This window comes from Kibdelosporangium aridum (genome assembly GCF_900176515.1).
Taxonomy (GTDB): Bacteria; Actinomycetota; Actinomycetes; order Mycobacteriales; family Pseudonocardiaceae; genus Kibdelosporangium; species Kibdelosporangium aridum.
The window spans coordinates 80,065-92,868 of record NZ_FWXV01000002.1; the positions used below are offsets into that span (position 1 = coordinate 80,065).

10 protein-coding genes, 8 tRNA genes and 1 pseudogene are annotated in these 12,804 nt (G+C 65.0%); 14 read left to right on the plus strand and 5 right to left on the minus strand.

Features of this window, described 5'->3' with window-relative positions; all coding sequences use genetic code 11:
• The first annotated feature begins 12 nt into the window (after positions 1 to 12).
• The gene (locus B9C43_RS09800; protein ID WP_160096455.1) at positions 13 to 645 is read left to right on the plus strand and encodes a pentapeptide repeat-containing protein; all 633 of its coding nucleotides are present in this window, start codon (positions 13 to 15) and stop codon (positions 643 to 645) included.
• Here the strand turns inward: B9C43_RS09800 and B9C43_RS09805 are convergent.
• A complete protein-coding gene (locus B9C43_RS09805; RefSeq protein ID WP_084425741.1) occupies positions 629 to 2,095 on the minus strand; it encodes a hypothetical protein in 1,467 nt (488 codons plus the stop codon). The two genes, B9C43_RS09800 and B9C43_RS09805, sit on opposite strands and share 17 nt — an antisense overlap.
• A 324-nt stretch (positions 2,096 to 2,419) precedes the next feature.
• On the opposite strand from B9C43_RS09805, the gene B9C43_RS09810 reads away from it, so the two are divergent.
• The 9 genes from B9C43_RS09810 to B9C43_RS09845 all read left to right on the plus strand — a co-directional run bounded on the left by B9C43_RS09810 (position 2,420) and on the right by B9C43_RS09845 (position 3,582).
• A tRNA-Glu gene (locus tag B9C43_RS09810) sits at positions 2,420 to 2,491 on the plus strand.
• A 17-nt stretch (positions 2,492 to 2,508) separates the two neighbouring features.
• Positions 2,509 to 2,580: transfer RNA gene (locus B9C43_RS09815), tRNA-Glu, on the plus strand.
• Between the two features lie 4 nt (positions 2,581 to 2,584).
• Positions 2,585 to 2,661 (plus strand) — tRNA-Leu (locus B9C43_RS09820).
• A 1-nt stretch (position 2,662) separates the two neighbouring features.
• Positions 2,663 to 2,735, plus strand: a tRNA-Leu gene (locus B9C43_RS09825).
• Positions 2,736 to 2,744: 9 nt separating this feature from the next.
• Positions 2,745 to 2,816, plus strand: a tRNA-Gln gene (locus B9C43_RS09830).
• Between the two features lie 11 nt (positions 2,817 to 2,827).
• Positions 2,828 to 2,914: transfer RNA gene (locus tag B9C43_RS09835), tRNA-Ser, on the plus strand.
• Between the two features lies 1 nt (position 2,915).
• A tRNA-Lys gene (locus tag B9C43_RS09840) sits at positions 2,916 to 2,988 on the plus strand.
• An 11-nt stretch (positions 2,989 to 2,999) separates the two neighbouring features.
• Positions 3,000 to 3,070: transfer RNA gene (locus B9C43_RS56655), tRNA-Cys, on the plus strand.
• Positions 3,071 to 3,093: 23 nt separating this feature from the next.
• Positions 3,094 to 3,582, plus strand: a complete 489-nt coding sequence (locus B9C43_RS09845; RefSeq protein ID WP_033381041.1) for an HAD domain-containing protein — start codon at positions 3,094 to 3,096, stop codon at positions 3,580 to 3,582.
• On the opposite strand, the gene B9C43_RS09850 is transcribed toward B9C43_RS09845, so the two are convergent.
• Positions 3,566 to 3,916 (minus strand): DUF7919 family protein, encoded by a 351-nt coding sequence (locus B9C43_RS09850; protein WP_033381040.1) that lies wholly within the window; start codon positions 3,914 to 3,916, stop codon positions 3,566 to 3,568. The two genes, B9C43_RS09845 and B9C43_RS09850, sit on opposite strands and share 17 nt — an antisense overlap.
• A gap of 264 nt (positions 3,917 to 4,180) precedes the next feature.
• Here B9C43_RS09850 and B9C43_RS09855 point away from each other — a divergent pair, with 264 nt between their 5' ends.
• Positions 4,181 to 4,849: a chitinase gene (locus B9C43_RS09855; RefSeq protein ID WP_407657099.1), complete on the plus strand. Its 669-nt coding sequence runs from the start codon at positions 4,181 to 4,183 to the stop codon at positions 4,847 to 4,849.
• Between the two features lie 75 nt (positions 4,850 to 4,924).
• A pseudogene (locus B9C43_RS09860) lies at positions 4,925 to 5,797 on the plus strand (RNA polymerase sigma factor); the annotation flags it as partial.
• On the opposite strand, the gene B9C43_RS09865 reads toward B9C43_RS09860, so the two are convergent.
• Positions 5,777 to 7,888: a putative bifunctional diguanylate cyclase/phosphodiesterase gene (locus tag B9C43_RS09865; RefSeq protein ID WP_084425744.1), complete on the minus strand. Its 2,112-nt coding sequence runs from the start codon at positions 7,886 to 7,888 to the stop codon at positions 5,777 to 5,779. The pseudogene B9C43_RS09860 and the gene B9C43_RS09865 sit on opposite strands and share 21 nt — an antisense overlap.
• Positions 7,889 to 7,893: 5 nt before the next feature.
• On the minus strand, positions 7,894 to 8,718 hold the full coding sequence (locus B9C43_RS09870; protein WP_033381035.1) for an SAM-dependent methyltransferase: 825 nt from the start codon (positions 8,716 to 8,718) through the stop codon (positions 7,894 to 7,896).
• Positions 8,719 to 8,879: 161 nt separating this feature from the next.
• On the opposite strand from B9C43_RS09870, the gene B9C43_RS09875 reads away from it, so the two are divergent.
• Both B9C43_RS09875 and B9C43_RS09880 read left to right on the plus strand, forming a co-directional pair.
• Positions 8,880 to 10,196 carry a cytochrome P450 gene (locus B9C43_RS09875; RefSeq protein WP_084425745.1) on the plus strand — a complete coding sequence of 439 codons (1,317 nt, stop codon included), beginning with the start codon at positions 8,880 to 8,882 and terminating at the stop codon, positions 10,194 to 10,196.
• A gap of 36 nt (positions 10,197 to 10,232) precedes the next feature.
• On the plus strand, positions 10,233 to 11,237 hold the full coding sequence (locus tag B9C43_RS09880) for an alpha/beta fold hydrolase (RefSeq protein WP_084425746.1): 1,005 nt from the start codon (positions 10,233 to 10,235) through the stop codon (positions 11,235 to 11,237).
• On the opposite strand, the gene B9C43_RS09885 is transcribed toward B9C43_RS09880, so the two are convergent.
• Complete coding sequence (locus B9C43_RS09885; RefSeq protein WP_084425747.1) at positions 11,230 to 12,783, minus strand: Na+/H+ antiporter; 1,554 nt, start codon at positions 12,781 to 12,783, stop codon at positions 11,230 to 11,232. The genes B9C43_RS09880 and B9C43_RS09885 overlap by 8 nt on opposite strands.
• Positions 12,784 to 12,804 lie beyond the last annotated feature (21 nt).

A 12,804-nucleotide genomic window follows, 5' to 3' on the forward strand; every position in this document is an offset into this window, starting at 1 on the left:
AAGGTCGCCCCCATGAGTCCCCCTGTGAGCCACCGCGCGAATCTGGCCGAGCATGATTTCGAGGACGACGTCGCGTACCGCGCGCTGGACTACACCGGGCTCGACTTGACCGGTCGCACGGTCGAGTCGATGGAGATCGACCAGTGCCGGTTCACCGACACCCGGCTCGCCGCCGTGACCATGGTCAAGTCCGTGTTCACCGAGGCGGTGTTCGACAACTGCGATCTCGCGAACATCAACGCCCGCGTCACTTCCCTGGTCGACAGCACCGTGAGAAACAGCAGGCTGACCGGCTCGAAATGGGCCGAGTGCGTGTTCCGGGGTACCACTTTCGAGTCATGCCGGATCGACCTGACGAACTTCCGGTTCGCCACGTTCAAATCGACCGTGTTCCGCGGCTGCAATCTGCGTGAGGCCGACTTCCAGAACGCCGACCTGCGGCGGACCCGGTTCGAGTCGTGTGATCTGCAGGGTGCCCAGTTCGCGAACGCGCAACTGGCCGAGGCCAAGTTCATCGACTGCGGGCTGCTCGGCATCGGCGGGGTGACCAGCTTCCGAGGCGCCGTTGTGGACAGCGACGACCTCGGAAGCCTGGCTTACAGCCTTGCGGCCGCGTTGGGGATCAAGATCAGCAGTCGAGGGTGATCACGACCGCGCTGCCGGCCTTGAGGTTGAGGTTGAGCGAACCGTTGCGGACGCGGACGTTGTCCGGGCGTGCCTTGAGGTGACCGCGACGGTCCACAGTGGTCCCCTGGACCGCCGTGGCCTCCTCGGCCAGGTTCGTGCCGGTCATGGTCAGCACCTCGGCGTTGCGCACCCGGTTGCCGACCTTGATGTCGAGCTTGACCGGCGCCGCGGTCGTGTCTTCCTTCTGCACCACGGCAATGCGGGTACGACCGTCGTCACCCTTCACGGCGTACGCGGTGATGTTGCGGTCGGTGCTGAGCTGCAGCGGCAGGAACTTGCCCGAACCCATCTGGCGGGCCATCCACAGGCCGTAGTAGATCGGCATGGCCTTGTAAACCTGCGCGAGCTCGTCTTCCTTGTTCGCCGCGCAGAACGGCGTGTAGCGCTGGAACCGGCCGTTCCAGATCGGCTCGTTGCACACGCCAAGGCCACCGTGGATGTTGATGCCGGACACGCCGCCCTGGGCCAGCTGCAGCGCGTAGTCCATGCTCCACAAGGCCGACGCGTACTTGTTGCTGACGCCGTCGATGCCACCGCTGTACGTGGAGTTGGCCTCGTCGACGCGGAACGGCAGATTCTGCTCCTTGGCCGCGGTGAGGTTCGACTGCAGTTCCCTGAGCTGCTTGGCGGCGAGCTCCGGCGAGAGCAGCGTCGGGATCGTCGTCGTGGCACCGGCGGGGTACTGGTGCACAGTCAGCATCGACAGCTTGTCGCGCTCGTCCTTGGCGAGGTTCGCTGCCCATGAGGACGACGTGCCGGCGGTGTCGGGACCTGCGATGCGGTTGTTGCCGACGGCAGCGGCACAGACCGCCCAGTCCTTGCGGTAGTCGGCGTACGCGTAACCCGTCGGCTTGTAGCCGCGCAGCACCCACTGGTCCGGTTCATTGCCGCACTCGGCCCCAAGGAGACGGTTCCCGAGGATCTTGAACATCTCCTTGGCCTGGTCCGGGCCGAGCACCGGGTCCCAGCGGCCCACGTTGATGCCGACCTCGGCCTTCCAGCCGGTGGCCTTGAGCAGCCGGTTGAGGCGTTCGATGTCCGCGGGCGTCAACGTGTTCGCGACCCACTCCGGCAACGGGTTCGGCGGCTGCTGGCCGCGCGGCACCCAGAGCGTGTCGCGGTCGAGCGTGTTGCCCGCGAGGCGGATGTTGCTGTCGCGGCCAAGCGTCTTGAACATCTGCAGGACGTTGCCCTTGCTGATGTCCAGGTTGCCGATGCCCAGCTCACGGATCTCGAACGACAGGCCGACGAAGTCTCCTCGCAGCCGTCCGGCCGGGTTCGCGCTGTCGATCGTGATGCTCGCCGCGGACTGTGCTGATTCCTTCTGGCCAACGGCTAACGCGGTCTGGCCTGTCCCGGCCATTGTCAACGCGACGGCCGCGCACACGGCCGCCCTGAACTTGCGCATACCGGTCTCCTCGGATGTGAAGCGTGAAACCGGCGGCGCGTCCTCTCGGACGGTCGATCGGACCCTACGTGGTCCAGACCAGGGAATCAAGATCGCCGGAAAATGGCATTGACGGCAATACCCGGCATGCGTCATAGTTTTGAACATCAAACAGCGAATCGAGCTTGGAAGGACAGTCATGGTCATCAACCTGAAGTGTCAATCATCCAAGCTCGAACTGGAGCGCTGTCGGCTCTCGCCATGACCTGACTGGGTCAGCACACGAGAGCCGCCCGCCGGAATGACCGGCACGGGCGGCTTTCTTTATTCAGGCTGCCCATGAATGGCCGATTCGGCTAACGGTTAGGCCGTCAGGTTTTCACCCTGAAAGCCCGGGTTCGACTCCCGGATCGGCTGCTGTTTTGCCCAGAAAAGGCGCGTTGGTCCAGCGGTACGGACATCGGTCCCTCTCACCGAAGACACGGGTTCGATCCCCGTACGCGTCACGATGCGGTTCTAGCCCAACTGGCAGAGGCACCAGGTTGAGGGCCTGCTCAGTGGGGGTTCGACTCCCCCGGACCGCACCACACCCCTGTAGCCCAACGGAAGAGGCAGCGCGCTCAGAACGCGTACGGTGCAGGTTCGAATCCTGCCAGGGGTACGTAGTGATTCCCGGTTGGTGCAATTGGCAGCACAACGGATTTTGGATCCGTTGATCCAGGTTCGAACCCTGGGCCGGGAGCGTTTCACCACGGAGGATTGGCCGAGTCTGGGAAGGCAGCCGTCTCGAAAACGGTAGTCGGTGTGAAAGCCGCGCAGGTTCAAATCCTGCATCCTCCGCGGGTCGTTAGCTCAATTGGTAGAGCAGCTGCCTCTTAAGCAGCGGGTTCGGGGTTCAAGCCCCCGGCGACCCACGTTTTTCCATGGCCCATGTCACGACGGTCGTGTGATGGCCTGCAAAACCATCAATACCGGGTTCGACTCCCGGATGGGTCTCGTTTCACGACAGGAGCTCCGCCATGTCCCGAGGATTGCTGCTCTTAGACGTCGACGGTCCGCTCAACCCGTTCGCCGCCAAGCCACACCGCAGGCCACCCGGCTACGAGACCTTTCGCAAGCAGACTCGCATGCGCAGGAGTCTGCGCGTCTGGCTCAACCCCAGGCACGGTCTGCTCCTGCGCGCGCTCGCCGAGGAAACCGGCCTGACGCTGGTGTGGGCGACGAGCTGGCAGCACGAGGCCAACGACTACATCGGTCCCGTGATCGGCCTGCCGCCGCTGCCCGTCATCGAGTTCACCGTCCGACGCGACTGGAAGTGGCCCGCTGTCACGGAATACGCGGCCGGCCGGCCACTGGCGTGGTTCGACGACCAGTTCGACCGGGGAAGGCAGGACTTCGAGGTGGAACGCGGCGACACGCCGACCTTGTTGTGCCACGTCGACCCCGCGTCGGGGTTGCGTGACAGGCACTTCGAGGCGGTTCGCGCGTGGGCTAAGCGATTGCCTTGACCGGCATCAGCACGGCATCGATGAACTCGGCGGGCGGTCGGTACCGGTGGGCGAAAATGTAGTGGATGATCAGCATCGGGGCGGCGTAACGGATCCCTGATGCGCTGACTACGTGGATCTCACCGGTACCGCGGTAGCGGGAGCAGAAACCGCAGAAGTGGAAGCCGCGCAACTTGTTGCGGGGCCTGGTGCCGAGTTTGAGCAGCGCGTCCACGAGGTGGCTCGGCACTGGGCCGCGGGGGAAGTGTTCGCCCGGCTCCAGCCATCCGACGTTGACCATCGGCTGGTCAACCACGGTGTATTGGTACGGCGAGAGGTCGGGGTAGTAGGTCACTTCCTGGCCCTGCAGGCGACGTCGAGGCTTGGTGGGAGCTCGGTGACTGGGGTGACCGAGCTCCCGACAGACATCCTGCCAATCGCACATTTCATATCCCTGTCATGACGTTGACAGCGGCATGCGAAACATCCGACGACAGGGGTTGACTGGTATAGACCATTCGCGGTTTAGTGATGGGCGTCATATGACACTCCGCGTCCTTCCCTGCACCCTAAGGAGCCAGCAGTGTCGATACTCCGGCGTGCCCTCACGGCGTTTGCCGTGTTCGCCTCCCTCGCGATAGTCGTCCCTGCCGCGCCTAGCTCCGCCGCCACTTTCATCGTCACCCAGGCGCAGTTCAACCAGATGTTCCCGAGCCGCAACAGCTTCTACTCCTACTCCGGGCTCACCCAGGCGATGGACTCGTTCACCGCGTTCTCGGCGAGCGGTAGTACGACCGTCCGCAAACAGGAAGCGGCCGCCTTCCTGGCCAACGTGCACCACGAGACCGGCGGTCTCGTGCACATCAAAGAGCAGAACCAGGCCAACTACCCGCACTACTGCGACCGCAGCCAGCCCTACGGCTGCCCCGCGGGCCAGGCCGCGTACTACGGCCGCGGGCCGATCCAGCTGAGCTGGAACTTCAACTACAAGGCCGCCGGTGACCACCTGCGGATCAACCTGCTGAACGACCCGTGGCAGGTCGAGCGCAACGCCGCGACCTCGTGGAAGACCGCCCTCTGGTACTGGATGACGCAGCGCGGCCCCGGCACGATGACCCCGCACAGCGCGATGGTCAACAGCCGCGGCTTCGGTGAGACGATCCGCAGCATCAACGGCAGCCTCGAGTGCAACGGCGGCAACCCCGGCCAGGTCCAGAGCCGGGTCAACAAGTACCGGCAGTTCACCCAGATCCTCGGTGTGCCCACCGGGAGCAACCTGAGCTGCTGATGTCGGTTTCACGCGTCCTCGTTCGTCGTATCAGTAGACGAAGGAGGACGCGTGACCTATGTACAGCTCCCGCCAGAAGACCAGCTCCGGCTGATGTACACGTGCTGTCACCCGGCGTTGTCACTGGAAGCGCAGATCGCGCTGACGTTGCACACGCTCGCCGGGCTGTCGACAGCCGAGATCGCCAGGGCTTTCCTGGTCGACAAGCAGGACATGGCCGAGCGCCTGGCCGTGGCACGACGAACGGCCAAGGACGACCGGGAATTCTCGGAGCACGACCGTACGCCCGCAGTCCTCACGGTTTTGTACTTGCTGTTCAACGAGGGGTATTCGGCGAGCAGGAGCAATCTGGCCGATGAGGCCATCCGGTTGGCCAGGGTGATCGCCAAGCCCGGCAGACCGGAGGCGCTCGGCCTGCTCGCCTTGATGTTGCTGCACCACGCCCGCCGGCACGCGCGGCTCACGCCCGAAGGCGATCTGGTGACGTTGGACGAGCAGGACCGGTCCCGGTGGAACCGCACCGAGATCGCCGAAGGCCTCCAGGTCCTCGACGCCGCCGAGAAGCACGAACAGCGTGGGCCTTATCAGATCCAGGCCGCGATCGCCGCGTGCCACGTCACCGCGCCCAGTGCCTCGGACACCGACTGGCTCAGGATCGCCGAGCTGTACGGCCTGCTCATGCGGTTGACACCGTCACCGATTGTCGAGTTGAACCGTGCGGTGGCGATCGGGATGGCCGACGGACCGGGTGCGGGGCTGGCGCTTGTCGAACCGCTGACCGCGAGCCTTGGCAGCTACCACTTGTTGCACGCGACCCGCGCCGAGTTCCTGCGTCGCCTCGGCCGTCACGCTGAGGCGGCCCAGGCTTACACGCAAGCGCTTGCGCTGACCAACAGCCCCGCGGAAAGGCGTTACCTCACCCGGCGATTACGGGAGACGGGCGGCTAGATCACCCGGCGGGACGGCCTTGCCGTACCTGTCACCGATCACGAAGTCCGCACCCGCCATCCGCCACCACTGCGCCTGGCTTTCGGTGTGCACGCCGTCCACAATCACCTTCGCACCCGACCGGTGCACGAGCGGCACGAGCGTCGTCAGCGCGGCGGTGAGCGGTGCGTCGACGGCCGCTTCCGCCTGCCGTTCAACGAGCCTGCGGGCGAAGCGGACGCAGTCGACCGGCACGTCCTCGATCGACGCCAGCTCGTCCGGTGCCGTGCCGAAGTCGTCGAGCATTGTCCGGACACCCATGTCCGCCAGCACTTTCAGGTTGTCGACGACCTCGGGTGAACGCATGGCCCTGACCGGGAAGCCGATCGTCAGCTGATCCGCCAGGTCCACGGTTCGCAGCACCCGGGACACGAGGTCCGCGTCCGCCGACTGGTTCGGGGTCAGGCCGACGAGCAACGGCAACGGCCGGCTGGCCCGTTGCCGCCACCACCCGGCTTGCCTGCTCGCGGTCTGCAGCAGCCATTCACCGAGCGGCAGGATCAGTCCTGTGTGTTCGGCCAGCTCAACGCATTGGTTGTGGGTCAGCGTGCCGATGTCGGGCCGGTTCCAGCGCAGCAACGCTTCCACGTACGCGATCCGGCCGTCCTTCAGGTCCGCGACCGGCCGGTACACCACCTCGATCTCGCCGGTCTCCCACGCGCCGGGCATCGCCGCGGCCAGCGTGTACGTCCGGCGGTCCCGCTCGTCCTGGTCGGTGTGGAACAACTCCCACTGACCGCGCCCGGCCGCTTTGGCGCGCCGCAGCGTGAAGTCCGCTGCCCGCAACAACTCCACCGGGTCCATCGCCCCGGACGGCCGGTGCACCACACCGATGCTCGCCGACACCGCGACACCGTGACCGTCCACATAGATCGGTTCGGCCAGCTCGGTGTTGATGTCCTCGACGATTGTCGAGACACCCGGTGTGCTCTCGGTGTTCTCGATCAGGATGCCGAACTCGTCGCCCTCGAACCTGGCCACCATCGCCTTCTCGGCCGCGACGACCGCGCGAAGTCGTTGGGACACCGAGACAAGCAGCTGATCGCCGACTCGACGACCGAGACCGTTGCAGATCATCGCGAACGCGTCGAGGTCAAGGTGGAACAGCGTCACACCGTACGTCGGATCCGCGCGCCGCAGCGCGATCTCCACGTTAGTGCTGAAGTACTGGCGGTTCGGCAGACCGGTGAGCACGTCGTGCAGTGCCTGCCGGTTCAGTTCTCCTTGCAGGAGCATGAGTTCGGTGCCGTCTTCGACGACCGTGACGAAGTGAACCGGCCCGCTGTCGTTGCGCAGCACCGAGGCCGAGAGCGTGATCCGTGCGATGTCGCCGTCCTTACGGAGCATGTGCGCGGGTTGCTTGATGCGTTCCTTCTTGCCTGCCAGCAGATCCCGGTAGTCGTCACGGAGAACCACGGCCTGATCCGGGTGGACGAGGTTGAACAGGGTACGCCCGGCCAGTTCTTCGGTCGTGTAGCCGAGTATGTCGGCGATGGCGCCGTTCGTACGGACCAGCAGGCCGTCCGGGTCGGTGATGATGATGCCGCTCGCGGACGACATCGCGACCTCGTCGAACTGCGCCTCGCTCTGTCTGAGCCGCCACTTGGCGTCCCTGACCGCTTTCAGCAGCGAGAGTTTCATGTTCTCCTGCTGGTCCAGCGTCGCCTGCCGGTTGGCTTTGGTGAACCCGCTCGACAGTGCGCCGAGCGTCAGCACGACCGGCTCGGCGAACCTGGACACAGGCTGGAACTCCGGCAGGCCCAGCAGGCCCTTGCCGAGCGTCTCCATGGTGGTCGGCAGCGCTTCGTCACCGATGCAGCCGAGTTCGACCAGCCGGCTGCCCACCTCTGCGGCGGGCTTCGTGTCGAACGGCTCGCTGTGGACCACACCGCACAGCACGTCAAGCAGGGCGGCCAGCTCGCGTTCCAGCTGGTTCTGCTCGAAAGTGAAGAAGACGTTGCTGTGCAACACATAGGCCCATTTGCGCGACAAGATCAGCCGATCACGAGCGTGGTCGTGCGGCTGCTGTTCTCGTCTACTGGGGTCTGGCATGGCGGTTATTCAGGTTTACGGCCTACGCCCGCGTACACGAGCATGTTCATATCCGGATTATCCGCCACATCGCCCGGTCCGCCTGGGCGCCACAGCGCGCAGCCGACCAGCCCCGGCTCGACGAGCTCGAACTCACCGAACATGGACAGGATCTCGGCGTGGGAGCGCAGGTTGACCTGGTCCTGGCTCTTGCTGCGCTGGATCACGCCGGTCGCCTCATCCAGCTCCTTGCCCTGGTTGTCGCCGGTGACGTGGGTGAGCGCGAAGTAGCTGCCGGGCGCGAGCGGCGCACGGTAGCGCTCCAGCAGACCGTGCGGGTCGTCCTCGTCGGCGACCCAGTGCAGCATCAGCAGCATGAGCAGGCCGATGGGCTTGTCGAAGTCGAGCAGCTGCCTGGCGGCGTCGCTGTTCAAGATCGATTCGGGGTCACGCATGTCGGCCTGCACGATCGCGGCCCGATCGTTGCGCCCCAGCATCAGCTCACTGTGCGCAACCGCGATCGGATCGCGGTCGACGTAGACCACGCGGCACTCCGGATCTTCCCGCTGCGCGATTTCGTGCACGTTTCCGACGGTCGGAATGCCCGAACCGATGTCGAGGAACTGCCGTACCCCGTTGGCGACCATGAACCGAACCACCCGGCCGAGAAAGGCCCGGTTGACCCGAGCCGCCTGCCTCAGGCCGGGCATCAGGGTCTCGATCTGGTCGCCCACTGCCCGGTCGACGGCGAAATTGTGGCCACCGCCGAGCATGAAGTCATAAGTGCGAGCCATGCTGGGCACCGACGTGTCGACGCCAGGCGGGACCCAGTCCTGCTGTTGCTGCGTCACCGGGGAACACCCTCTTCATTCTCGCGAAAACTCAAAGCTTACCGAGCCTCGATGAATCGTAGTTGACCCATCGGTGTGACCGCTTCCCACCCGATCGGGCGCTGTCGGTGCCAGCCAATTGGCCCCTATTGTGGACCGTCCCTTCATCCTTGGAGTTATGGATGCCCGTCCCGGTGGCACCAGGTCGTTGGCCAGTGCTCGGGCACACCCCGGCGATGCTGCGACACCGATTCGGATTCACCGCGGGTCTGCCGAAACACGGCGACGTGGTGAAGATCTATCTGGGCACGATGCCCACGTATTTCGTGACCAGTCCGGAACTGACCTACCAGGTGCTGGTCACCGACGGTGCCAAGTTCAGCAAAGGCGCGATGTTCGACAAGTTCCGGCCATACGTCGGCAACGGGCTGCTGTTGTCCAGCGGAGCCTTTCACCTGCGACAACGCCGGCTCATTCAGCCCGCTTTCCACCACGAGCGGATCGCCCGTTATGCCGAGATGATGATCGGCGCGGTGAACGACCTTGTCGAAACGTGGCGGCCGAGTGCCGTCCGGCAGATCGACGAGGACATGCAAGGCCTCGCCGTGACGGTCGTCGGCAAGACGCTGTTCTCGACCGAACTGGGTCAAGAGGCGATCGAAGAGGCCAGGCGGTCCATTTTCGTGGTGATCAAACAAGGGATGATCAGAGCACTGTCTCCGTCATTCCTGGAAAAGCTGCCGATGCCGGGCAACCGGGAGTTCGACCAGGCCATCGCCCGGATGAAGGCGGTCGTGTTCAAGGTCATCGAGGACTGGCGGGCCGACGGTGCCGACCACGGTGACCTGCTGTCCACTCTGCTGCTCGCGCAGGACGAAGCCGGGGAAGGCATGTCCGACCAGCAGGTCTACGACGAAGTGCTGACCATGCTGACCGCGGGCATCGAGACCACCGCGCTCGCGCTGGCCTGGCTGTTCCACGAAATCGCGAAGAACCCGGCGGTCGAACGGAAGCTGTTCGACGAAATCGACACCGTGCTTGACGGACGGCCGTTGACCGTCGCGGACATCCCGAAATTGATCTACACGCACCAGGTTATGAACGAGGTACTGCGGATGTATCCGGTGTGGATCCTGATGCGCAGGGCGATCTCGGAAGTGTCACTCGGCGGCGTGCGGATCCGGCCGGGATCGGAAGTCACCGTCAGCCCGCACATGCTGCATTTCGATTCCCGGTTCTTCGCCGAGCCCCACCGTTTCGACCCCGACCGCTGGGCGCCTGACCAGGCGGGAAAAGTGCCACGCGGCGCCTTCATCCCGTTCGGTGCCGGTGTCCGGCAATGCATGGGCAATACGTTCGCGCAGACCGAGATCGTGATCGCGGCGGCGACCGTGCTGTCCCGTTGGCGACTGTTACCGGTGCCCGATCAACCGGTCAAGGTCAAGTTCACATCGGCCGCCTATCCGAACCGGATGCCGATGATCCCCATTTCCCGCTGAAGAGTCAGCACTGACCATCGAAAGGTAGTTCTCGTCGTGCGTTTGTTCCACAATGGACGGAAACGAGTGCTCGCCGGGACGATCGCCGTTCTCGGCGTGACGCTCGGCCTGGCACCGGTATCCGCTCAGGCGGCAGCGACCTGCCGGAACATTGATTTCCCCGTTTCACAGGGGACAATGCACGGAAAACTGTGCACACCGGACGGTGCCGACACGGTCCATGTGCTGATTCCCGGTGGGACGTACAACAGTTCCTATTGGGATATCGGTTATTCGCCTTCGTCCCGTTCGTACCGCATGGTGATGAACAAGGCGGGACACGCGACGCTCGCCCTCGACCGGCTCGGCACCGGCCACAGTTCGAAGCCGTTGAGCGCCTTCGTGACCGCGTCGGCGCAGGCACGCGCGGCGCACGAGGTGATCAAGCAGATCCGCGGGCAGTTCTCCCGTGTGATCATTGGCGGTCACTCGATCGGCTCGGCGATGGCCATGATCGAGGCGGGTACGTACCGTGACGTCGACGGCGTGCTCGTCACCGGAATGACCCACCGGATGAACTTCGCGACCGTGGCACCGGTGTTGACGCAGATGATCCCGGCGCCGCTCGACCCGCAGCTCGCCTCGCGTGGCCTCGACCTCGGCTACCTCACCACCGGCCCAGGCACGAGGTACACGTCGTTCCACACGCCCGGCCCCAAGGTCGACGGCGCGATCGCTTTCGACGAGTCCACAAAGGATGTGTTCGCGGCGACCGAGGCGGTGGACACGGTCGCACTGACCAACATCGTCATCCCGGCGTCTCGCGGCATCAACGTGCCCGTGCTGCTGATCGTGGGCAACGACAACCACTTCTGCGGGCCGCCGCTGGGCAGCGACTGCTCGTCACCCAGTGCGTTGCACGCTTCGGAGCGGCCGTTCTTCGGCCCATCGGCCACGCTCACGACGCACATCGTGTCCGGCTATGGCCACTCGATCAACTACGCACCCAACGCCGCCTCGTACTACGACGTGGTCGCCAAGTGGGCGTCGTCGATCAACTGAAGGCCGCGGCCTCCTCATAGTCGAGGCGATCCAGCTCGCGGCGCACGGTCTCGTCGTCGAGGTCCCCGTCATCACGGGCCTTGGCAAGCGCTCGCCGTTGCGCCGCGAGCATCGCCCTTCTGACGGAAACGGTGAGCTCCCGCAGGCTTTGGACCCGGCTGTCCATGTCGTCGTCCATCGCGCGGCGTGCCTGAGCCGCGGCAACGTACCGGTCCTTGAGCTTCTCGAGCATCTCCGGGCTGACGCCGGGATGCGGCTGGTTGTAGAGGTCGATCATCGTCGCCTTGACGGCGTTCATCGAGATCTCCCGCGCCTTGCGGTTGGCGGCTTCCTCCTCGGTCTCCTCCGCCGGATCGGTGATGTCGAGCTTGCGGATGAGGAACGGCAACGTCGGTCCTTGGATCAGCAACGTCCCCACGGCGACCACGAACGCCAACGCTTGAATGGTGTCCCTCTCCGGCACCGACTCCGGCACACCGGCCGCGGCGGCGAGCGTGACGACGCCACGCATGCCCATCCACGAGATGACCGCGAAGTACTTCCACGGCAACGGCTCGCGCTTGCGCAGCTTTCTGGTCAGCCAGTTCCGGCCGTATGCGACCGTCATCCACAGTGGCCTGACGATGAGTACCGTCAGCAGGATGGCCGCAGCCGCCAAGGCGAACTTCACCCAGTTCTCGGGGTGCAGCTCGGCGAAGACGAACCGGCACTGCAATCCCATGTAGGCGAAGACAAACGCCTCAAGCAGGACGTCAAGCGTGCTCCACACCTGCCTGGCCTGCAACCTCGTCGCGAACCCGGCCTCGGTGTTCTTGTGGCCCAGCACAAACCCGGCCATGACAACCGCGAGGACACCGGAAGCATGCACCTCTTCGGCCAGAAGATAAGCAGCGAAGGGTACGACGAGACCAAGCGCCGTTTCCAGGCCACTGTCCTGAACGCGCATCCGTATCCAGTGCACGATCAGGCCGAGCACGAACCCGACCACGCTGCCCACCAGCGCGCTGTACACGAACAGCAGAACCGGGTTCTCGAACAACGTGTGATCACCGGTGACCGCGGCGACCGTGAGCGAGAAGATCGTCAACGCGGCGGCGTCGTTGACGAGGCTCTCCCCCGTCAGGATCGCCATCAGCCGCTTCGGCAGGCCCAGCTCACGTCCCACCGCCAGCCCGGCGACCGCGTCCGGCGGGGCGACGACAGCGCCGAGGATGAGCGCTGGAACAAGCGCTAGGCCGGGCACGATCCACCACCCGACGGCACCAGTGGCCAGAGTGGACACAACGACCATGCCGACCCCGAGCGCCAGGATCGGCCGGAGGTTGCGCGTGAACGCCGGAACCGAGAATTTCAGCGCGGCGGAATAGAGCAGTGGAGGCAGGACCACGCTCAGGATGAGCTCCGGCTCAAGCTCGAACCTGGGCAGCCCGGGGATGAACGAGACCGCAGCCGCCAGCACGACCACGACCAGGGACGGCTGCATGCCCCGTCGATGGGCGACCGCCGTCACCGCGATCGCACCGACCACAACCAGCAGAAGCTGCATCCTCGCCTCCCTCGTGAATGG